Annotated in this window: 17 protein-coding genes; 5 read left to right on the forward strand and 12 right to left on the reverse strand. The window is 68.7% G+C overall.

Annotation, left to right across the window (positions count from 1 at the left end):
• Positions 1–605 precede the first annotated feature (605 nt).
• Both GVY39_RS11015 and GVY39_RS11020 read right to left on the reverse strand, forming a co-directional pair.
• Positions 606–803 (reverse strand): hypothetical protein, encoded by a 198-nt coding sequence (locus GVY39_RS11015; protein WP_159923578.1) that lies wholly within the window; start codon positions 801–803, stop codon positions 606–608.
• Positions 804–899: 96 nt separating this feature from the next.
• The gene (locus tag GVY39_RS11020) at positions 900–1,544 is read right to left on the reverse strand and encodes a class I SAM-dependent methyltransferase (protein ID WP_159923576.1); all 645 of its coding nucleotides are present in this window, start codon (positions 1,542–1,544) and stop codon (positions 900–902) included.
• 338 nt (positions 1,545–1,882) lie between these two features.
• Here GVY39_RS11020 and GVY39_RS11025 point away from each other — a divergent pair, with 338 nt between their 5' ends.
• Complete coding sequence (locus tag GVY39_RS11025) at positions 1,883–2,890, forward strand: site-specific integrase (protein ID WP_195139263.1); 1,008 nt, start codon at positions 1,883–1,885, stop codon at positions 2,888–2,890.
• A gap of 49 nt (positions 2,891–2,939) precedes the next feature.
• Here GVY39_RS11025 and GVY39_RS11030 read toward each other — a convergent pair whose 3' ends face one another.
• The 8 genes from GVY39_RS11030 to GVY39_RS11065 all read right to left on the reverse strand — a co-directional run bounded on the left by GVY39_RS11030 (position 2,940) and on the right by GVY39_RS11065 (position 15,385).
• Positions 2,940–4,133: an N-acetylmuramoyl-L-alanine amidase gene (locus tag GVY39_RS11030; protein WP_159923574.1), complete on the reverse strand. Its 1,194-nt coding sequence runs from the start codon at positions 4,131–4,133 to the stop codon at positions 2,940–2,942.
• Between the two features lie 159 nt (positions 4,134–4,292).
• Positions 4,293–4,625, reverse strand: coding sequence for a thioredoxin (trxA, locus tag GVY39_RS11035; RefSeq protein WP_159923572.1), 333 nt, complete (start codon positions 4,623–4,625; stop codon positions 4,293–4,295).
• Positions 4,626–4,683: 58 nt separating this feature from the next.
• Positions 4,684–5,700, reverse strand: a complete 1,017-nt coding sequence (trxB, locus tag GVY39_RS11040; RefSeq protein ID WP_159923570.1) for a thioredoxin-disulfide reductase — start codon at positions 5,698–5,700, stop codon at positions 4,684–4,686.
• A 119-nt stretch (positions 5,701–5,819) separates the two neighbouring features.
• A complete protein-coding gene (locus GVY39_RS11045) occupies positions 5,820–6,608 on the reverse strand; it encodes a hypothetical protein (protein WP_159923568.1) in 789 nt (262 codons plus the stop codon).
• A gap of 102 nt (positions 6,609–6,710) precedes the next feature.
• Positions 6,711–7,295 (reverse strand): RNA polymerase sigma factor SigM, encoded by a 585-nt coding sequence (gene sigM, locus GVY39_RS11050; RefSeq protein ID WP_159923650.1) that lies wholly within the window; start codon positions 7,293–7,295, stop codon positions 6,711–6,713.
• 296 nt (positions 7,296–7,591) lie between these two features.
• Positions 7,592–12,040, reverse strand: coding sequence for a lipid II flippase MurJ (locus tag GVY39_RS11055; protein ID WP_236565417.1), 4,449 nt, complete (start codon positions 12,038–12,040; stop codon positions 7,592–7,594).
• A gap of 223 nt (positions 12,041–12,263) precedes the next feature.
• Positions 12,264–14,852, reverse strand: coding sequence for a DUF6049 family protein (locus tag GVY39_RS11060; RefSeq protein ID WP_159923566.1), 2,589 nt, complete (start codon positions 14,850–14,852; stop codon positions 12,264–12,266).
• Entirely contained in the window at positions 14,849–15,385 is a 537-nt protein-coding gene (locus tag GVY39_RS11065; RefSeq protein ID WP_159923564.1) for an NUDIX hydrolase, read from the reverse strand. Before GVY39_RS11065 ends, GVY39_RS11060 begins: the two co-directional genes overlap by 4 nt.
• A gap of 227 nt (positions 15,386–15,612) precedes the next feature.
• Here GVY39_RS11065 and GVY39_RS11070 point away from each other — a divergent pair, with 227 nt between their 5' ends.
• Complete coding sequence (locus GVY39_RS11070) at positions 15,613–17,073, forward strand: CCA tRNA nucleotidyltransferase (protein WP_159923562.1); 1,461 nt, start codon at positions 15,613–15,615, stop codon at positions 17,071–17,073.
• Between the two features lie 5 nt (positions 17,074–17,078).
• On the opposite strand, the gene GVY39_RS11075 is transcribed toward GVY39_RS11070, so the two are convergent.
• The gene (locus GVY39_RS11075) at positions 17,079–17,894 is read right to left on the reverse strand and encodes a hypothetical protein (protein WP_159923560.1); all 816 of its coding nucleotides are present in this window, start codon (positions 17,892–17,894) and stop codon (positions 17,079–17,081) included.
• A 142-nt stretch (positions 17,895–18,036) separates the two neighbouring features.
• On the opposite strand from GVY39_RS11075, the gene GVY39_RS11080 reads away from it, so the two are divergent.
• Genes GVY39_RS11080 through GVY39_RS11090 form a run of 3 tightly spaced genes read left to right on the forward strand, consistent with a single transcriptional unit; the run spans position 18,037 to position 20,377 of the window.
• On the forward strand, positions 18,037–18,792 hold the full coding sequence (locus GVY39_RS11080; protein WP_159923558.1) for a LamB/YcsF family protein: 756 nt from the start codon (positions 18,037–18,039) through the stop codon (positions 18,790–18,792).
• A 23-nt stretch (positions 18,793–18,815) separates the two neighbouring features.
• Positions 18,816–19,523 (forward strand): allophanate hydrolase subunit 1, encoded by a 708-nt coding sequence (locus GVY39_RS11085; protein WP_159923556.1) that lies wholly within the window; start codon positions 18,816–18,818, stop codon positions 19,521–19,523.
• The gene (locus GVY39_RS11090; protein WP_159923554.1) at positions 19,520–20,377 is read left to right on the forward strand and encodes a biotin-dependent carboxyltransferase family protein; all 858 of its coding nucleotides are present in this window, start codon (positions 19,520–19,522) and stop codon (positions 20,375–20,377) included. The genes GVY39_RS11085 and GVY39_RS11090 overlap by 4 nt, the downstream gene beginning before the upstream one ends.
• On the opposite strand, the gene GVY39_RS11095 is transcribed toward GVY39_RS11090, so the two are convergent.
• Positions 20,347–22,026 (reverse strand): DUF4185 domain-containing protein, encoded by a 1,680-nt coding sequence (locus GVY39_RS11095; RefSeq protein WP_159923552.1) that lies wholly within the window; start codon positions 22,024–22,026, stop codon positions 20,347–20,349. The two genes, GVY39_RS11090 and GVY39_RS11095, sit on opposite strands and share 31 nt — an antisense overlap.
• Positions 22,027–22,103 lie beyond the last annotated feature (77 nt).

Below are 22,103 nucleotides of genomic sequence, written 5' to 3' on the forward strand. Positions count from 1 at the left end.
CGGACACCGGCTGAGTACGCTGCGGCCTGCACCCACACCCACCACCCGGTGGACTGCGGGATCAACTGACAACTGACGAACAACCCGGGCTCTACTCCCGGGTGGTCGCATTATCGGGGACCGGCCACTGTCACGGCGGACCTGGCGGTCTTCGGGTGACAGTAGCCAAATGACCCGACCAGCTGACTCGACAGCGCTGCGGCACAACGCGGCGATGGCGGGGGCATGAAGCCTGCGGGACTGATTTGCTTGGATGAAGATGCCAGCGGCGGCCCCGACGCTGGCAGTTGCGCTCATCAGCGGCCAGAGTGCCGCTGACTCGAAACGACGCTCACCGAAGTCGCTCATCAGGCCCTGGTCATCGGCAGCCATACAGCTACCGGCATCGGCGTTCTGAGGATTCAGGCTCCATTGAAGAAGTTCTTCAGCACGCGCAGCGCGTTGCGTGATCCTCCCCAGCCGCTCCAGAAAGAGAACAGGGTCACCGTACGGATTCGACGTCACAAGGCCATCGTCCACGATCCAAGAAAGGCAATGCAGCCTACTTTCAGCGATCAGCAGATCGCTTGCGTCGTGCGGCGCGGATCTCGTCGTCGGCGACCTTGTCAGCGAGCAGTGCGTACACCTGGGTGGTCTCGGTGGAGGCGTGCCCGCCCGGCGACGATCAGCTCGGGATCGACGGGCTCGGGCTCGGTGCGGGTGCCGGCCGCGGTCCCACCGCGCAGTGCGGTGGTGTACTTGTCGCCCTCGCGGGCGGCGGCGCGAGCGCGTTTGGCGGCGGTGGGCTGCTTCTTCGGTGACATGCGTACTCCAGGTCTCGGCGGTACCCACGCTTCCCGCCGGGCGGTGTACGTCGGGGACCCCGCGGTTCCGAATGGCGAGCCCGACATATGCAGAAGTTAGGACTTACTGCGTGCGAAAAGAATCGCTTGCTGAGCTTTCGCATCCGGGTCGAGCAGCATCTGGGCCTCGACCACGAATCCGGCATCGTGCAGCCAGGACGCCACCTGGTCCGGCTGACGGCGGTGGACATGGACCTTCATCGGGTGACCGCCGTAGCCCTCCGTCTTCAACAGCGACTCGTCGCCGACGTGAAACAGGAGTTGCAACGGTCCGCCGGGACGCAATGCTCGGTGGAAGCGCCCGAATACAGTCGGCACCTCGTCGTCGGGGATGTGGATCAACGACTGCCAGGCGAGCAGGCCGGCCACCGAAGCGACGGGCAGGTTCAGTTCCGTCATCGAGCCCACCTCGAACCGCAGGCCGGGATGGTCGCGCCGGGCCACGTCGATCATCGCCGGGGAGAGGTCGATACCGAAGGCGTCGACACCGAGCTCATGCAGGTGGGCGGTGACTTCACCGGGGCCGCAGCCGACGTCCGCGACCGGTCCGCCGCCAGCGGTCCGCACGCTGTCGGCGAACAACGCCAGAGCCGCGCGAAGGTACTGGTGTCCGGCGAGGGCGCCGCGCACTTGGTCGGCATAGCTGACCGCGACCGTGTCATAAGAGGTTCGGGTGTCGGCCAACCAGTCATCCGTGGTCATGACCGGCACGATATTCCATGATCGCGGCGGACTCGGCGCTAGCCGGGAACGACGAAGGTGCCTCCACCCGGCCGGGTGGAGGCACCGGTAGGCAGGACGGCGTGGCTCATGGCGCGGGCCCAGAGACCCTGGCTGACTCTGTCATCCGGGGGCGTGGGCATCGGTGACTGCGGCGAACGGCGGTACGCGTCTGGCCGTGACCGCTCAACGATAGCAGTGGTACCCCGGATAATGGTCTGTTATCCGGGGTATCGTGAGGTTCGACTGCGGCGGACCTGCTCCGCCGGGTACACGAAGCGGCCCCGTTATCCGGGGTAAGCACTGACGAGGGGAATCCGATGGCCGCGAAGGTGACCCGGCTGCGCACAGCCCTGCCGGCGCGCACCCTGCGCACCGCCGCCGACGCGTTCCTCGACACCATCGGCTCGGCGAACACCCGCCGCGCCTACGGCATCGCGATCGTCAAGACCGTCGACCAGCTCGACGGCCGCGGCCCTGATGGGCTTATCGGGCACAGCCGCGCTCTGGACTCGGTCACCGACGCCGAAATCGGCGCCGCGCTGGAAACCCTGTGGGGCAACGCGGCGGTCAACACCTGGAACGCGCGCCGCGCCGCGGTCGGTAAATGGCTGAGCTGGTGCGCCGAACAGGGCTGGACCGCACCGACGCTCCCGGCCTCAGCCGGGCGGTCGACACCACCGGACTCCGAGACCCCGGTCCGTTCGCGCACCGCGATCGACCGGCTCATCGCCCGCCGCGAGATCCACCTGCGCGAGAAGACGCTGTGGCGGATGCTGTACGAAACCTGCGCCCGCGCCGAAGAACTACTCCAGGTCAACATCGAAGACCTCGACCTCGCCGGCCGCACCGCGGCGGTGAAGTCCAAGGGCGCCAAACCCCGCACCCGCCGCCGCGGCGCCACCCACCACGAACACGTCCTCGAAAACGTGTACTGGGACGCCGGCACCGCCCGCCTGCTGCCCCGGCTCATCCGCGACCGCACCCGCGGACCCGTGTTCGTGACCCACCGCCGACCGGGACCCGGCAAGTACCTCGCCGACCGCGACGTCTGCCCCGACACCGGCCTCGCCCGGCTGTCCTACGACCAGGCCCGCGACCTACTCGACACCGCCACCGCCATCGACGGGCCCGGAACCGGCTGGGACCTGCACGAACTACGCCATTCCGGCCTGACCCACCTCGGAGAATCCGGGGCCAGCCTGCTGGAACTGATGGCCAAGTCCCGACACCGCAAAGCCGAGAACCTGCGCCGCTACTTCAAACCATCCCCACAGGCGATGCGTGAGTTGACCTCGATCCTGGGCCCGGACACCAACCGCCGCTGAACAAGCTACGCCATATCCGTTGATTTTTCGGCGGTTACTACCGGAACCCCTACATGCGATCCGCGGCGGCAAGTTCTTCGGCCAGCAACTCCGCGAAAGTATAGGTGCCCGTGGGCTGATCGTCCTGGCCGAGCAGGTACAGCCGCTTCACCGAGATCAGAATGGCTTCGGCGATCACGTCGCGCATGCGCGGGTTGGTGAGCACCGAGGCGTCGTATCCGTTTGTCAGGTAACCGATGTCGACCTGCACGGTCGGCATCTTGGTGAGGCGCAGCAGGTCCCAGGTACGCGCATGAGTACGGCAGTCCTGCAACGAGGTTCGTGCGACGACTTCCCGCTGGATGAAGCCCGCCAGGACCTGTCCGATCATGGAGACCGAGCCGTGCGAGTTGCCGAAGTAGAACCCGGCGACGCCGTTGGCCAGCGGGCTGGGGTTGGTGGCGCAGCGCAGCGAGATCATCAGATCCGCGTCGAAGGCGTTGGAGGTGTCCGCGCGTTCGGCGTCGGTGGGGTTGGCGCCCCACGGACGCGACAGGAAGGTCTCCATACCCGTGGCCGCCATCCGCCCCTCCAGACGGCTTGCCAGGTCCCAGAGGATTTCCGACTCGTAGACGTCGCCGTACTCGGTCGGTACCGCCCAGCCCTTGTCCGGACCGCCGAGACCCGGATCGATGACGATCCGCTTGCCGGTCAGCTGCGGACCCGCTCGGTGCACCACCTCTTCTTCGGCGATCCGGTGGGGATTGCCGCCGGTCACGCGCGCGCCGAGCAGGTCGAGCGAGCGCAGCGTGTCGGGACCGCAGATGCCGTCGGCCGACAGCCCGATCTCCCGCTGGAACGCGGTCAGCGCGTCATGGGTGTGTGGACCGAAGTAGCCGTCGACGCGGTGCACGTAGAAACCGAGGTCCTGCAACCTGCGCTGGAGCGTGGCCACGTCATCGCCGTACAGCGGCGCGGACAGCTGATAGATCAGCGTGCGCGCGCCGAGCCGGTAGGACGCTTCCTTCAGTGCCCGGTAGGTCGCCGGGCCGACCACTCCGTCGACGAGCAAGCCGCGATGCTGCTGGAACGCGCGTACCGCGGAGTCGAGGTGGTGGTCGAAGTACACCTCGGTGTCCTTCCAGTACTCGCGTGCGTCCGCGTTACCGGTACCGACGTGCGCGTGTAGGAACCCGAGGCTTGCCAGGGTGCTCCGAACCTCTGCTACGGCTGGACCGGAATCGCCGTGACGAAGTCGGTGCATGCGTGAGAGCCCTTTCCTTCCGTCAACCCGCGGGTACCCACTCATGCGATGGGATACACCTTCGCACGACCGGAGCGTCGGTCGATTGTCTCAGACCTGGACCGGGTTTCGACAATCCCCGGGTCCAGGCATCCTACGGCGAGTCGTCGGATCGTGTCGTCAGATGACGTCTTCGAGTTCGCGCAGAAGGGCCGCTTTGCCCTTCGCTCCGACGATCTGCTTGACCGGCTTACCACCGCGGAACAGCATCATAGTGGGCAGCGAAAGGATCTGATAATCGCGGGCGGTGCTCGGGTTGGCGTCCACGTCCAGCTTCGCGATGGTCAGCTTGTCCGCGTGGGTGCCCGCGATCTCCTCCAGGACGGGCGCGACCATCTTGCACGGCCCGCACCAGTCGGCCCAGAAATCGACGAGGACGGGCTTCTCACTCAACAGCACATCGTCGGCGAAGGACGCGTCGGTGACGACGACCGTGTTGACGGACTTGGACATGAATATTCTCCTTGCGATACAGCGAGACGAAAGCTGGGCGGGCTCGATGGACTCGAGCTCAGTTGGCGGGGACGCTCACCGACCCGCCCGCGTGGGCGAGGGTGTTCGAGGTGATGTCGCCCTGCTCGGCCAACCAGCGCTCGGCGTCGATGGCTGCTCGGCAGCCGGTGCCCGCGGCGGTGATCGCCTGACGGTAGGTGTGGTCGACGAGATCGCCCGCGGCGAAGACGCCCGCGATGTCGGTCGCGGTCGTCGGGTGCTGCACCAGCACGTATCCCTCCTCGTCCAGTGCGACCTGGCCTTTGACGAGTTCGCTGCGCGGGTCGTGACCGATCGCGACGAACAGGCCGGTGGCGGGCAAGTCGGAGGTCTCACCGGTTCGGGTGTCGCGCAAGGTCAGATGGGTGACGCTGTTGTCACCGTGCACCTCGACCACTTCCGCGTTGAGCACGAACTTGATCTTCTCGTTCGCCTTCGCGCGCTCCAGCATGATGCGGGAGGCACGGAATTCCTCGCGGCGGTGCACGATGGTGACGCTGGAGGCGAACTTGGTCAGGAAGGTCGCCTCTTCCATCGCGGAGTCGCCGCCGCCGGCCACCACGATGTCCTGGCCCTTGAAGAAGAAGCCGTCGCAGGTGGCGCAGGCGCTGACACCGCGGCCGAGCAACCGCTGCTCACCCGGGACGTTCAGGTACCGCGCGGCCGACCCCATGGCGAGGATGACGGCGTAGGCCTCGAAAGTCTCCCCGCCGACGACGACCTTCTTGATCGGGCCGGTCAGGTCGACGGCATCCACGTCTTCGGTGCGGATGTCCGCGCCGAATCGTTTGGCTTGCTCGCGCATCTCCTCCATGAGATCAGGGCCCATGATGCCCCCGCGGAAGCCGGGGAAGTTCTCGACTTCGGTGGTGGTCATCAGCGCACCACCGAACTGGGTCCCCTCGAACTGCAGCGGCTGGAGCTCGGCGCGACCCGCGTAGACGGCGGCGGTGTAGCCGGCAGGTCCGGAGCCGATGATGATCAGGTCGCGAACTGGCGCGCCGGTGTCGCTTGTTCGCTCGCTACGCTCGCTCATGGGGCCCTTCCGGGAGGATTCGTTGGGACGTGTCGGTCAACAACAGGGTAATGGCTGTTGTTCCCGCATCACCGGGGTCACACCGTGCACGTGGTCCAGATCGCAGGAGCCGGATCGCCTCAGCCGATGTCCTGCAAAGCTCTGCGCTGTGGATCGCCTGTAGCGCAACCGGTCCCGACGACCAGCGCGGTGATCTTGGGCGGGTGGGGGCCGTTGAGCAGGATGAGCACCGCGTTGCCGCCGCGGAACCTGATGTCCGTGGAACCGAGTACCGTGCGGTCGAGCCCGTTCGCCTGGATACAACGCTCGAGTGCGCCCGGCCGGGCCAGCGATCCGGTGACGTTGTTGCGGCCGAGCGCGCTGAGGGCGACCGTGGCGGTGAGGTCGTCGCCCACATCCTCGTTGCCGGTGGTGGGCTGCGCGGTGGGTGCGGGGGCGTCGCCGTCGCGCATCGTCGTAACGAAGACACTCGCGCACGCCACGGTGACGATGGCCGCGGCGGCCGCGGCGAACCAGCGCAGCCTGCTACGGCGCCGGTCGTCGAGAGCGACCGGTGCGGAATCGGAAGCCCTTGACGAGTCGGGGATCTCATCCGCCGACGGGCGCGGCAGCTCATGAACCGTGGCGGCCCGCGCCGGCGCATCCTCGGGCGGTTCCAGCTCGTCGGCGAACAGCGCGAGCCGGGCCGCCACGTCCTCGGGCATCCGATGGATGACGCGCTCGTCCCGGCCGAGGGCACGCAACTCGGCGCTGACGTTGTCGAGGGAGCGCAGGTAGCGCATCGCTTCCGGATCTCGCGAGACCATCGGCCACAACTGCTCGCGCTGTGCCGGTGACACATTGCCGGCATGCAGGTCGGCCAGCAATTCGGACGTGAACGGGGGCTGCGGTACGGACCGGGTCGCCATCGCACCTCCGTTGTTCGCATCTGACATCGCGGGGATCCCCTCATCATCGGGGACGGCCTCTGGATCGTTCAGTGGTTCGTCACTGTTAATGACGCATCCCAACTACCTCCGGTTCCCCGGATCACGCAGAAAATCCAATCGCTCTTTCAAACGCTGCCGTGCGCGGGCGCACCGGCTTTTGATCGTTCCTTCGGGCACACCGAGCAACGCGGCTGCCTCGGCCACGCTATACCCCTCCACATCGACCGCGACGAGCGCGGTCCGCTGGTCCGGCGGCAACGAGAACAGAGCGCGATCGATGACCATGGACATCTCCACCTCGGCCATCTCGTCGCGGGTGTCCTTGGGCTCGGGCATCGTTTCCGGCGACAGCGACAACGCGTACCTGGTCTTGTTGCGGCGGATCCGGTCCAGGCAGGCGTTCACCACGATGGCGTGCAACCAGCTGCGGACCTCCGCTTCCGCGCGGAAGGAGGCAGCCGTGCGATGTGCCGACAACAGCGCGTCCTGAAGCGAATCCGCCGCGTCCTCACGTGTGTAGGACGTGCGTAGCGCGGTCTGCCACAGATGATCGTTGTGCCGGCGCAGCAGCTCGGCGAACGCGTGCCGCTGACCACGAACATGCGCCCGCAACAACTCCACATCGGTGCATTCACCGGGTACGAAGGAACGTTCGTGACATACCACCGGTCGCGACGACCCCCCGCCGAACTCCTCGTTCACTTCGGACGACAATGCCAACCCCTTGGACGGCCCTCACGGCGGCAACGGGCAGTGTTGACCATCACCGAGATTCGCAGCATCCAGGATCGAAACACGGAACCTGGGAAGCTCCCCTGCTGAGAGCGCCCGAAGATCATATCGTCCGTAACGATTTGGCAGCAACCAAGTGATCGAGCCGGGTACGGAGGAAGACGCGACGCTCTGCGTTGCGCTACGAATGGCCTGCACGAACGAGTGTGTGCGGCGAAAGCGGAGCCGGGCTAGGGTGCGGCGTCGAGACGAATATCGGCGATCGCGGTCTGGAACTGTCCTCCGGAGTTGCCGAGTCCGGTGATCCAGACGAGAACGTAGCGGGCGGCTTGGTCGGCCCGCACCGGGATGTCGGTGACGCCGTCGTCGAGCCGGGCGGAACCGATCAGCTGGGTCTGATCCAGCGTCGGCGAACCGGTGGGCGAGGTGCGGATCTCCACCGACGTGCCCGCGCTGGGCGAGTTGATCGAGACGTTCGTGAGCTTGGCGGGAGCGGGGAGCGTCGCCAGCAGCCCGACCCCCTTCTTGAGCGCCGGGAACTGCTGGAAGTACTGATCGGTGCGCCACTGGGTGGCCGGGTCGTCGTCCAGCACCGCCTGCACGTTGGCGACGCCGTCGGCGGTGCCCTCCGGCGAGAACACCGACACGCCGGTCACCGGGACCGGCACACCGTTCGAATTGAGGTTCGGGCCCGCGGCAGCGGGCGTCGGCACGGGCTGGTTGTTGGTCGTCAGACCGATGTTGCGTTGTTCGTTCAGCGGCGCATCGGAAGCGCCCGGCGCGAACACGCTGACCATCCACCAGATCACGATGCCGACGACCAGCGCGGCGAGGATGCCGAGGCCGACCATGATCCACATCATGCGCTGCGAGCGTTCGCGTTCGGCCGCGAGCAGTTCCGGATCGGCGAGCGAGTCGTCCATGTTCGCCGGCGCGCGCTGCCCGAGCCGCAGCACCGGAATGAAATCGGTCTTCTGATCGACCACCGACGCCTGCTCCAGCACATGCTGAACCGTCGCGGCGGTGCGCACGCCCTTGTTCGACTCCAGCGAGCGCACGGCGACCGCGGAGATCTCGAACGGTACCTCGGGACGGATCTGTCGCGGTTCCACCGGCGTGCCATCCGGGCCGAGGTCGGCCAGCCGGAGCCCGCCGACCGTTGCGGCGGCGCCCGTGACACCCCCGGAGCGGATCGGCCAGCGCGCCGTGATCAGCGCGTACAGCATCGCGCCGAGACCGCGCACGTCGGATTGCGCGTCGGAGTCGGACAAGGTGCCGGGGAAGGCGAGCACCGCGTCACCGGAGGCGCTGATACGCACCCGGTCGGGATGATCGATGGACAGCGAACCACCGCCGCGGTGAGCCAGCTCGGCCGCCGAAGCGAGGGCGCGGATGGCACGCGCCGCGCCGATCGGCGAGGGCACCGTCTCGGCCATCTCGCGCAGCGAGCGGCCCGGTGTCCACTCCGCCACCACGATGCCGCCGGAGCTGCCGCGCACGACGTCCAAGACGCGGGCCAGACCCGGCGAGTTGATCCGGCCGAGGCGCAGCGTCCGCGACAGGATCGCCTGGGGGCCGTCCTGGCCGGAGTTCTCGGTCGCCTTCTGGTCGGCGTCGACGAAGGTCAGCGCGACCTCGCGATCGAGTTTGATGTCCAGCGCCTGCCAGAACTTCAAGCCGCGGGCGCCGCCGTGACTGGCCAGCAGGCGATAGCGCCCGCCGGCCACCGAAGCGCCCGGAATCAGCTTGGGGCCGCGCGGGACTCGCCGCGCGCCCAGGTTCTCGCCACCCATCGGCGGCATTTCCGGCGATCCGATCGGGATCATCCCGGTGTCGTACATCGGATCGCGCGCAGGCAATTGGTTCTCCTGCGATCTCGGCGCGTCCTGATCCGGCGGAGCCGTGCCCGGCTCCTTGCTCGCGTACGCGGGATCCAACGGCTCCCCCGCGGTCGGCGGTACATCGGTGGACAGTCCGCCGGGCGTGGTCGCAGAAGAATCGGCGGCTGGGACGCCGCCCACCGCGTCGTCGCTCACCCTCGGTCCTCCTTCGCCCTGATATGTCGAGGTTCCGGCGAATTCGCCACTTGTGCTTGTCTGCCGAACAGGGTACGGGAACTCACCCATGCCGGTGCGGTCAACGGCGTCGGGTCTGATCACAGGCAGCACCATGGTCTGGGCGTCCATGTACGGATCGAACCGCGGGTACGCCAAGTAGGGGTCCGGCCTGCGGAGTACCTGTGTGACGTACGGGTCTTCGGCCGGGCTCTCCAGATCCAGCTCCGGCGCGGGCGGCGTCCAGCCGAGACGCCGGGAGATGGACACGGTTATGGCGACGATCTCCGGGATACCGGCCAGTCGCATCAAGCCGAAGGCCACCGCGAACATGACGATCGCGGTGATCGCCACCCGGATCAGCGAACCCGGTCCGTGGAATGCCGCGGTCAGCCGATCCAGACCGAGTACCCGGTCCACGATCCACATCACCGCCCCGCCCGCGAGTGACGCGAGCACGACACGTGTCACTGTGCGGCCGACGTTGGCCATCCGAAGATCACCGAGACTGCGGTGCAAGAGGTAACCGCCCACCACGGCGCCCACCGCGAAGCCGAGGCCGTTCGCGACGCCGAGCGCGATCACCACGTGCTCGGCGTCGGTGAGCACCGGAGCCAGCGCCGAGAAGACGATCTTGGCGGCGGTGATGCCGAGAATGATCCAGGTCGGAATCCATGCCTGCTCCCTGGCGTAGAACACGCGCAGGTGGATCAGCACGAGCGAGTACGGGATCAGCGCGAACGCCGACCAGCTGACCGCGAGCCCGAGTCGTTCGGCGTCGGATCCGAAATTGCCGTAGCCGTAGAGCGCCTGCCCGACCTGCGGACCGGCCAGCGTGAGGAAGGTGACCACCGGGACCAGGGCGATCATGGTCAACCGGGTGGCGGCGGAAAGATCGTCGACCACCGCGGGCGTGTCGTCGGCGGCGGCGTTGCGGCTCAGCCGAGGCATGATCGCGGTGAGCACCGTGACACCGAGTACGCCGTACGGCAGTTGCAGCAGCAGCCAGGCGTTGTTGTAGATCGCCGGGCCCGCCGCGTCGGCATGCGAGGAGATCCGCGTGGCGAACACGAAGCCCGCCTGGCTGATCAGGACGTACAGGATGATGGCCGCGCCCATGCCGCCGAACTGCTTGAGGCGGTCGTCGATGCCCCAGAGGGGGCGCAGGTCGATGCCTGCCCTGCGGATCGCCGGGATGAGACTGACCGCCTGTACCACCACGCCGATCGTGACGCCGACGCCGAGCACCAGCAGTTTCGGGTCGCTCATGCGGACCGGGTCCAGCGTGATCTCTCCCGGCATCAGGACGTACAAGCCCAGCACGGTGAGCACCACGAGGTTGTTCAACACCGGGGCCCATGCGCCGGGCTTGAACATCTGCTGGGTGTTGAGGATCGCCGTGAGCAGCGCCGACATGCCGTAGAACAAGATCGCTGGCAACAGCAGGAAGGCCAGCGCCGTAGTGAGCGCGGTGTTGACCTTGCCGTCGTCGGAAAGGAAGACGTGGGTGGTCAGTACCGGCGCCGCGGCCGTCGCCAACAGCGCGGCGGTGGCCAGAACCACGAAAGCGGCGGTCACCAGACGCCGGACGAACGCGGCTCCGCGATCCGGATCCTCCTGCTCCGCGCGCACCAGTGTCGGCACCACGATCGCCGTGAGCACCGCGCCGAGCACCAGTTCCGCGATCATGTTCGGGATCTGGCTGGCGACGGTGAACGCACTGGCGATGGCGGGGCCGAGCACGGTCAGCAGCAGCAGTTGCTTGCCGAACCCGGTGATCCTGCTGATCAACGTCGCGAAGGCGATCGATCCCGAATCGCTGAGCAGCCGGGAACTCGAGCTCTGCTTCGAATCGTCCGCCTTCGGCTCCGCGGTGGCGGTGGCGGTGGCGGCGGGCCACTCCCTGGTCCGCGGGCGACCCGGTTCGGCGGGCTCGCGCCGGACCGGGGCAGCCGGTCGTTGCCGTGGCGGGGGCGGGAACTGCTGCGGCTGCGGCGGGGCGTAGCGGGGCGGCGGCACTCGATCGGATTCCGGCGCGGCGGCCGGGATCGGCCCGGAGTGTGGTGGCCGCTGCGCGGCGGGGATCGGACCCGACTGCGGGGGCCGGGGCACAGCCGGAATGCCACCGGGCCGAGGCGGACGCGGTGCGACCGGAATCCCGCCGGACCGCGGCGCGCGTGGCGGCACGGGCGGCGGCGCTTGCCTCGGGGCGCCGGCTGATGGGCCGGCGGGCGCTGGACGAGCGGGGGCAGGCGGTACCGGTCGCGGTTGTGCGGGACCCCCGGCCGGGCCCGCCGGCGGGGCAGGATATTGCCGTTGGTTCGGGTGTGGCGCGGGGCCGGGGCGCGGCGGTGGCGGCACGGGCGGCCGCGGCTGGGCGGCAGGCGGTGGCGGCGGTGGCATGCGCTGACCAGGCCGCGGCTGCGGCGCGGCCGGAGGACGACTCACCTGCGGTACCCGAGGCGGCGGTCCGTCGTGGTACGGGCCGCCGTTCAAGCCGGGATTCTCCGCATCGGGCTGTGCCGGGCCGCGTTCCCACGGAGCGGCGGGAGCTCGGCGAACCGGCGGCCCGTCGAGGCGCTCGCCTGGTCGAGGGCGATGAGCCGATATGTCATCGTCGCTCATCATGCCTCCTGTACCCGCCGGGATATCCGCACCCCCATCGGTGCGGTGAGCCGCGGCCCGCCGCAACGGTCCGCCGTGATCGGCGAACATTCTGTCAGTGGTTCCCTCCCGGACCGGGCGGGCCCGGGAACGTAATTGTCCTCCACCGTGCCACACCCCACCGCGGTACACCACATCGACGCAGGTAGACGCAATGTGCGCGGCCCCGTCGAAGCGGGATCGGTCACCGCGTCTCCTGAAGCTGCTCCTGCTCCTGCTCCCGCAGCATCCGCCTGCGCGCGCGCCGGTACCGGTTGACCCGGCGTCTGGTGCCCGGATCGAAGCCCTCGTCCGCCGGATCGGGCTGCCCGCGGAACCGGCGCCACAAACGGCGACCGGCCAGCAGAAGCAGCAGGAGTGCGGCGCATCCCGTAATTATCGCCAAGGCCTGACCATAGGCGTTCGAACGCACCGAGACCTGCGTGGGATTGCCGAGCGCGACACCCTCCGGTGTGGTGAGCGAGATCGGAATGACCAGGTTCCGGCTGTCGCTGACCTCCGTCGGAATCTGGAACGACCGCGATCCGTTCGCCGGGAGCTGCTGTTCGCCGGGATCGGTGATCTCCGTCTCCGCAGGCGCCTCGATCCGGAACCTGACGCGGATGGCCACCGGCAGATCATTGCGTGCGACCAGCAGCAAAGGACTCTGCTCGGAAGCGAGGGTGTACACCCCGCCCGGTGGAAGCACGGTGACCGAGCGATAGAGCTTGTCCATCGTCCGCGTGTTCTGGTCCAGTCGGCGCTGAGCGAACGTGTCCGCCGGCGCGGCGTCGCCCGTACGCCGATCCGAAAGGCTCAGCACGCGCAACAGGTCGTCGCGCAGCGGCGTCAGGAAATCGTGTGGCGTCGGCTCGGCCTCCGGCACGTCCACCAGCGCGCGCATCATCTCGGTGATCCCACGGCCCTGGTCGCGCACGGGCAGCACGAACCGGTCCGGGACCGCGTCCTGCGCCGCCTGCGGGAGGTAGTCCAGCTCGTAGGGCTGTGAGTCCGGCGGCAGCGCCACCAGCTCAGGGAACGGACGTGCGGTGGCGAGGTTGCCGCGCAGCAGCAGGTCGACTTGGCGCAGCAAAGCGGTCGCCTCGTCCTTGTTCGCACCCCACTGCTGTGGCGGGACGAGCAACAGCGAACGCGGCCGGTTCGTCTCCGGATGCAGCGCGCTCCACGAGATCGCCCCGAGCGCGTCCTGCAAGCGTGCCGCGCGCGAGTCGTTGGTGACGTCGTAGCGGACCCGGGACGGGGTGAACGGCGGGGTGGGCGGATTCGAGCCCAGCGCGGCGAGCGCCGTCGCGGACCAGATGTCGAACGTCACCGCGCGCAGCGCGGGGTCGGCGGGCGGGATGGGTGGACTCGCGGCAGGTGGTGCGGGGTTGCCCGCGACCGGCGGCGTCGGCGGCGCGGGTGCGGGCGGCCGACTCGCGGTGATTTCGGGCAGCCGAACCACTTCCGGGATGGCCGGGTCCGGGGTCGTCACGTCCTCGCTCGAACCGCTTGTGGTGTGTCCGCTGTCACTGCTGGACTGCGCCCAGTCCATGCTTCCCTGTGGAACGGCCGCCGTCGAGGCGAGCACAGCGGTGTCGAAACCATGGTCGCGCAACAGCTGGCCCGCCCCCGCGTCGATGCTGCCGGAATCCGGCAGGCTGACCCCGCGCACCGAGCGGGTGGCCAGGATCGAGTCGACGACCTCGGCCGGTTCGTTGATCGCGCGCGCGGACAGCGCCGGATCTTCGACCGCGGCGAGCGCGGTGAGATCGACCTGCGCGAACGGCAGCGCCACCGTGCACATCGACCCGGACAGCGCGCGCAACCGGTCCAGCCAGATCTGCGCCTGTTCGGCGCCCGCGCCCGCCCGCGTCGCCCCGTCGGGATCGGACGGGCTGGCGAGCACGCGATAACCGTTGGTCATCGCACGCACCGTGAGCAGCAGGTCGGGATCGATGGCGACGCACACGGCCGAAGCCAGTTCGGCGTCACGGACCGCATCCGGACCGGACATTCCCTCCAGCGCGGCCAACAACTGATCGAGACGGCCGCCCTTGCCGAGCGAAGCGGCCAGTTCGTCGTCGGTCAGCTCCACCTTGCCGTCGACGCTGCCCGGATGGCCCGCGACGAGCCGCGGCCGGTCGGCCAGCGGCCACAGCAATGTCGTCGCCACCGGCGCGTCGGTGGGCGCGGACACCGGCGGGGCGGCGGAGGCGGCGCCGTCGCTGGGCGCGGGCGGCACGCCGAGCACCGGGAGCAAGAACCGGGCGTCGTCGAGCCTGGCCTGTGTGCCGTAGGCCGGTTCACCGTTCACGTTCAGCAACAGCGGGTAGACACCCGGCTCCGTGATGCGCAGCGACGTGGCGCCGGTCTCGGAGCGCAACGGGATGCTCAGTGTGAACTGCTTGCGTTGCCCGGGATTCAGCCGCTGCGCGACATCCTCGAACTCGCCGTTGACGTCGTAATTGACTTCGTCGAGGCGCAAAGTGGCGCGCAACCCCACCGGCGCCGTGATCGCCGCCGCACGCTGGATGCGGATGCTGACGTCGTCCACCACGCGATCGCCGATATTGGTGACCGTGCCCGCGACCGTGAGCACCGAATCGCTGGTGGTGGTCACCGTGGTCGGCGTCACCGAATCGAGCGACAGCTTCAGGAATCTGGGATTCGACGTGGCGCCGGACCCGGTCGGTTGCGCCACGGCCGACGCGGAATCGAGCAGTGGCAGCGTCGTCACCGGGCCGAGGATGGTCAGGACCGCCACGAAGATCCGGAACAGTCCACGCGTCATCGCTTGCCGGTCTCCATCCGGTCGATCAGCTTGTTCGCCATCTCCGCAAGCCGCCGCTCGTCGGCATAGGCCAGCCGAGAATCCAGTTCAGTCAAGGGAACCCAGGCGACCTGGGTCACTTCCACGTCGGCGTCGGACAGTTCGCCACCGACCGAACGCAGCAGATAATGATGCACCGTTTTGTGTACCCGCCGACCGTCGGTCACGAACCAGTAATCGATGCTGCCGAGTTCGGCGACCACCACGCCGTTGATGCCGGTCTCCTCGGCGACCTCGCGGATCGCGGTCTGCTCGGCGGTCTCACCTTCTTCGATATGTCCTTTCGGCAGCGACCACAGTAACCGCCCGCGGCGATCGGTGCGTCCGATGAGCGCGGCGCTGCGTGATTCCCGAGGACCGTCCAAGCCGTCGACGACCAGCCCGCCCGCCGAGGTCTCCCGGACCGTGCGCATCCGTGGCTTCGCGGCATTGGCGGCCGAACCGCGGCGCCGAGGCTGGCGGCGTCGACTGTTCGCACGATCGGCCGGAGACACCTGGCAATCCTACTGTGTTGAATTTGTCCCGCCTGCGTCGCGGCGTGTTGTGGTCTTCAGCACTGCGGGCTGCGGTGGATCGCGTGAAGCGCGGAATGGCGGGCAGGTGACTCCCTGGGTGTGCGGAGGCTGCTGGCTGGGTAGATGCCGGTGTCCTTATATATCTGGGCTGCTGCGTGGGCCTGCGGCGCGATATCCGTTCGCGCGGCTCGGTAAGCTGCTCATTCGTGGTTTCGCCGAAGTCCAAGGACGCTGCGCTGGATAGACGTACCCGACTGCTGGCCGCCGCGGCGGTGACACTCGGGGGGCTGTCGGATGTGCTGACGCCCCTCGGCGAGATGTTCGCGGCGCGGGGGCACGAGCTGTACTTGGTCGGTGGGAGCGTGCGGGACGCGGTGCTCGGCCGGCTGGGGACGGATCTGGACTTCACCACCGACGCGCGGCCGGAAGTCGTGCAGGACATCCTGCGCGGGTGGGCCGACCATCTGTGGGATACCGGTGGTCTGGCGTTCGGCACGGTCAGCGCGGCCAAGGCCGGTCACCAGCTGGAGATCACCACGTTCCGCGCCGACAGCTACGACCGGGTCTCCCGCAATCCCCAGGTGACCTTCGGTGACTCGCTCGAGGAAGACCTGGTGCGCCGGGACTTCACGGTGAACGCGATGGCCGTGAAGATCGGCGCGGACGGCGCGCTGGAATTCGTCGACCCGCTCGACGGCATGAACGCCCTGCTCGAGGGTGTGCTGGATACGCCTGCGGCGCCGGAGGATTCGTTCAACGACGACCCGCTGCGCATGCTGCGCGCCGCACGGTTCGTCTCCCAACTGGGCTTCGAGCCGCTTCCCCGGGTGCGGGCCGCGATCACCGCGATGGCCGACCAGATCGATCGCATCACCGCCGAGCGGGTGCGGGTCGAACTGGACAAGCTCATCGCGGGCGCGCACCCGATCGACGGCATCAACGTCATGTGCGAGACCGGGCTTGCGCAGCGGGTGCTGCCCGAGGTGCCCGCGATGAAGCTGGAGATCGACGAACATCACCAGCACAAGGACGTCTACTGGCATTCGCTCACCGTGCTGGAGCAGGCCATCGACCAGGAGGAGGGCGACCCCGATCTGGTGCTGCGCTGGGCCGCGCTGCTGCACGACATCGGCAAGCCAGACACCAAGCGCAACGAGCCGGGCGGCGGCGTCAGCTTCCATCACCACGAGGTGGTCGGTGCGAAGATGGTGCGCAAACGGATGCGGGCGCTGAAATACCCGAAGCAGTTCACCGAGGACGTGGCCCGGCTGGTGTTCCTGCATCTGCGCTTCCACGGTTACGGCAAAGGTCAGTGGACCGATTCCGCGGTGCGCCGCTATGTCACCGACGCCGCCGAGCTGCTCCCCCGCCTGCACAAACTCGTCCGCGCCGACTGCACCACCCGCAACAAGCGCAGGGCCGCCGCGCTGCGGGCCACCTACGACGAGTTGGAGGCGCGGATCGAGCGGTTGCGGGAGCAGGAGGACCTGGCCAAGGTACGTCCGGATCTGGACGGCAACGCGATCATGGAACTGCTCGGTGTGCCGCCGGGCCCCGAAGTCGGCCGGGCTTGGCGCTTCCTGAAGGAGCTTCGCCTCGACCGTGGTCCGCTCAGCCGGGACGAGGCCGAGGCGGCGCTGCTCGAGTGGTGGAAGTCGCAGAGCTGATCGGGTCAGAACACGATCAGGGTGGTACCCGCCAAGATCGCCGAGCGCATCTGGGCCAGGTCGAACGACCCGGTGATCTCCGGCAGTTCGACGCGGAAACGGATCAGGTCGCCCTCCCGATCGGCACGCGCGATCCGCGCGTCCTTGGGCAGGTGCTCGAGCGGAACGGCGGGAACGTCGATCATCCGTCGCGGTATCCGGACGCCGAACCAGCTCGCAGCGCGTACGTCGATGTCCAGTCGGTTGTCCCTGATCGACGCGTCCACCAGGGCGGTCAGCAGCCGTCGGCGGTGCCGGGCTCGGATCAGTCCGCTCGGGTGCACGTCCAGGGCCCAGTCCAGTGGCTGGGTGTTGAGCCATCCGACCAGCGCCGCGGTGCTGACGGTGCCGTCGAGGTCGAGCCGGGCGGTACGGATCTTTGTCGGCACGCCCGGAATCAGGCGGACGCCGTGTGCGATGACGGTCACGGCCTCGATCGGGTGATCGTCCCAGCGCAGCCGCGACAGCACCGTCTTGGTCTGGAAGTGCGCGCCGCGGCGACGCACCTTCAGCACTTGCAAGGTGGCGTGCAGATCGTGACCCAGCAGGGTCGCGCTGACCTCCTGCCCGCCGAACCGACTCAGGATGCCCTCGCTGAGCATGGTCATCAGCACGTCCGGCAGCAGCGCCGTGACGGTGCCCGCGCCGAGGTCGGCGACCGGATCCACCCAGGCGGTGCTGAGCGCGACCCACTGCTCCAGCCAGGATTGATCGAACAGGCGCTTTCCGAGGTCGACGGCCCGCATGGGCGACCAGGACTTCGGATCGAAATACGTGGCCATGATTGGACTGAGCGTACTTGGCGCGGCGGTCCGGACCCGCGCGTTGTGATCCACCTCGCGCGGACCGGACGTCCTTGCCGAGGGCCACGCTCGGGCACGAGAATCGGAAGGCCGCCTGCGACACACTGCTGGGAGGACGCACATGGCGCTGGACCTGAACAGTGATCTCGGCGAGGGCTTCGGTCCGTGGACGATGGGCGACGACGCCGCCATGCTCGACATCGTCACCAGTGCGAACATCGCCTGCGGATTCCACGCGGGCGACCCTGCGATCATGCGCAGGACCTGCGCTCTCGCGGTCGAGAAGGGTGTTCGGATCGGCGCCCACGTCGGTTATCGCGACCTGGCCGGTTTCGGGCGGCGAGAGATCGCGGTCGCGCCCGGTGAGCTGCGCGACGAGGTGCTGTATCAGATCGGCGGCCTGGACGCTTTCGCGAAGGCCGCGGGCGACCGGGTCCGCTACGTGAAACCGCATGGGGCGCTCTATCACTCGGCCGCGCGAGATCGGCAGCTGGCCGACGCAGTGCTGGCCGCGATCGCGGAGTACGACCCGCGGCTGGCCCTGCTGGGCCCGGCGGGCACCCAGTTGGAGTCGGCGGCCCAGGCAGCCGGAGTGCGATTCGTCGGCGAAGGTTTCGCCGACCGGGCCTACACGCCCGATGGCTCGCTGGCCGCACGCGGTGCGGCCGGGGCGGTGTTGGGTCCGCGGGAGGCCGTCGCCCAGGCGGTCTCGATCGCCAAGTCCGGCGCCGTGCGGACGGCCGATGGCTCCAGCGAGGTCGCGGTGCGTGCCGCGAGCATCTGCGTGCACGGTGATTCGCCCGCCGCCGTGGAGATGGCGCGGCACATCCGCACCGCGCTGGACGAGGTCGGCGTGCCGGTGGAGCCGTTCGGCTGAGGCGTGGATATGACGGCCTGGATATGACGACGAAGGGCGCGGGAACCCACGCGGAGCGGAAGGCGGCGGAGGACGCGATCCGCGCGGCGGGTGATCGGGCGCTGCTGATCACGCCGCAGCGGCGCGAGGTGGTCGCGGCACTCGTCACCGCGCTGCGGGACCGCCCGGTGCCCGGCGTGCAGGACCTGCTCCCCGCCGCGGAAACGGTACTGCTCACGCTCGATTCACCCCGTGACGCCGAAGCCGTCCGCAGGGTGTTGACAACGCTGCTGGTCGCGCTGCACGCCGAGCAGTCGCCCGGTGTTTCCCGTGGAACATTGCCGGACCTGGCATTCGGTGCCGACCCGGTGTCGATTCCGGTGCGCTACGACGGCGCCGACCTCGATGACGTCGCCCGGGCATTGGAACTCACGACCGCGGAAGTGGTGGCCGCGCACACCGGCACGGTGTGGCGGTGTGCTTTCGTCGGATTCGCGCCGGGCTTCGGCTACCTGGAATCGCCCGACGGCAGGCTGTCGGTTCCGCGCAGAGCCCAGGCGCGTACGTCGATTCCGGCGGGTGCGGTAGCACTCGCCGGTGGATACAGCGCCGTGTATCCACGCAGCACACCCGGCGGGTGGCAGCTGATCGGGACCACCGACCTCAGGATGTGGGATGCCGAGCGCGACCCGCCCGCGTTGATTCGCGCGGGCGCCACGGTCCGATTCCTCGACGCGGGGGGTGGCGGATGATCGTCGTCGAGCAGGTGGGTCCGTTCGCGACCATCCAAGATCTCGGGCGGCCGGGCTGGTTCGATTCCGGTGTCGGTCCCGCTGGGGCGGCCGATCGCGGGTCGTTGCGGTTGGCCAATCGGCTGGTCGGCAATCCGGAGGGTCACGCGGCCATCGAGGTGCTGCTCGGCGGGCTCGCCCTGCACGCCGAGGAGCACGTCATGCTGGCCGTCACCGGCGCGCCCGCGCCCGCTACCGTCGACGGCAGGCCCGTCGGCCACGCGAGCGTGCTGGAACTCGAGCCCGGGCAGGCGCTGCGGCTCGGTTACGCGTCCACCGGACTGCGCAGCTACATCGCGGTGCGTGGCGGCATCGATGTGCCGAAGACGCTCGGGTCTCGCAGCCGCGACACCCTGTCCGGACTGGGGCCGGAGCCTCTGGCGAAGGGCGATCGTCTGCCGGTCGGGCCTTCTCCGCGCACCATTCCGGTGGTGGACCTCGCCCCTGTCGCCGATTTGCCCGCTGACGTCCTCACCGTGCGCGCCGTACTCGGTCCGCGCGACGACTGGTTCACCGACGCCACCGCCTTGTTCCACGGCGAATGGGAGGTATCCGCCGATACCGACCGGGTCGGCGCACGGTTGGATCGCCGGGCCGGGCAGCCGCTGACCCGCGCTGTCACTCGCGAACTGCCGACCGAAGGCATGGCCCTCGGCTCGATCCAGGTGCCGCCGAGCGGACAGCCGGTCGTCTTCCTCGCCGATCATCCGGTCACGGGCGGGTATCCGGTGATCGCGGTGGTCGTCGACGCCGACGTGGACGCGGTCGCGCAGGCGCGCCCGGGTCAGCCCGTGCGGTTCGAGCGTGCCGGCTGAATCCGGCTCGCGCTCGGATTCAGCCGGGCGTGCATGAGATATACGTTGTAGCTGTCCCACTCCGAGAGGACAAAGTACAGGTCCTCGCTGGTCGACCACGGATGGATGAACCCGCCGTAGGACTTCGGATAGTCGGCGGTGGACACCAGCGGGATCGCGTCCGTCCAGGCCCCCTGCGGGCTTGCCGCGGTACGCAGAACGATCGCGCCCCGCGCCGAATCCAGGTAGACCATCTGCCACTGCTCGGTCTCCTGGTCGTAGCGCACCGACAGCTCACTGGCCATGCCGAGCACCAATGGGGTGGCCTGGTTCTCGGCGGCGGGAGCCCAACTGCCACCTACCCAGTACTGATAGGCGGACTTGTTCAGGATGTGGCGCTTGGGCACGCGGGCCAAGCCGATCACGCCGATGCGTCCGTTGGGCGTGCCGAACATGTAGACGTGCTCGCCGTGGGGCACCATCGCCGCGACCTGGAACCTGCCCAGACCGAAGAAGTTCTCCCACTTGGCATGCTGGTCTTTCTTCCAGGTGCGCCCACGATCGTCGGAGTAGGCGATGCCGCCGTAGTTGGTCCACCACAGGCCGGGGATACGGCTCCACCTGTTCACCGACATGTAGCTGAGGTACTGCCGGTTCCCGACGGCGAAACCGGAGGTGGGGATGGTGGTGGTCTCCCAGTTCTTGATCTTGCGGCTGCCCAGGATCTCCGCGGCGTGGCACCGGCTGTCCTGCGCGAAGGTATCGAGCGTCAAGCCGTCGGACAGATCGCTGTCGGTGCTGAAACCGATGACGTTGCTGCGCCAATCCTGGTCGTCGTTGCCCGCGCCGCCACCGCCCCAGCCTTTACCGAAGGTGTCGCCGAAGACCACGGCGACCTCGCCGGGCTCCGTCTCCCACATCAGCCCCAGGTCGGTTCCGTCGACCTGCCAGCGCATGTCGGTGCGGTTCTGCGAGCCGTGCCCGGTCACCTGCTCGACCAGCCGCACCGACTCGACCATCGGCGCGGCCACCGGGGCCGCGAGCGGGCCCGGTTCGGCCGGATGCACCACATGCGGTGGAGCGGGCTGGGGCTCCTCGCCGGGACCGCCGGGCACCGGGACCGGGATCGGCTCGACCTCCGGCTCGAATTCGATGCGCGGCAGTTTGACCGGCTCGCCGGAACCCGAGCTGGAACCGGTGCCTGGACCACTGCTCGAACCGGATCCCGACGCGGAGCCGGAGGAGCCGGAACTCGAACCGGTCCCCTCGTCGGCCCCGGTCTCGGGCGTCGGGCTCGGCTCGGGATCCGGCTCGGGGTGCTTCGGGTTGTCCCTGATGTCCGGGCACGGGTTGTCGCACGGATTCGCGGGCAACGGGTCGGGCACGATCCGTGTGTTGTCCTGCGGCGGATCGGGCACGGGAACCGGCGTGAGTTCCGGAATCGGCACCGGGATGTTGATCTGCGGGGGCAGCGGCGGCGGCGGGGGTTGCGCGGGATCCGGCTCGCGGTTGAGCGGGTCGAATCCGATCTCGCCGCAGCTGTTCACCGGCGGGGGCGCCCAGGGGAACGGTGCGGCCTGCGCGGCGGGCATCGGCACGGTGAGGGCGCCGACGAGCAGTGCGCCGAACAGGGCCGGTGCACAGGGGGATTTGATTCCGGATTCGCGCATCAGGTCCGCCCGGCCGCGGCTATCCGGTGGTCGGACGCCCGGTGGCGGACCGAGTCTTCCACGCGCCCAGCAGTTGT

It is taken from the genome of Nocardia sp. CY15, from assembly GCF_009829295.1.
GTDB classification, from domain to species: Bacteria; Actinomycetota; Actinomycetes; order Mycobacteriales; family Mycobacteriaceae; genus Nocardia; species Nocardia sputi.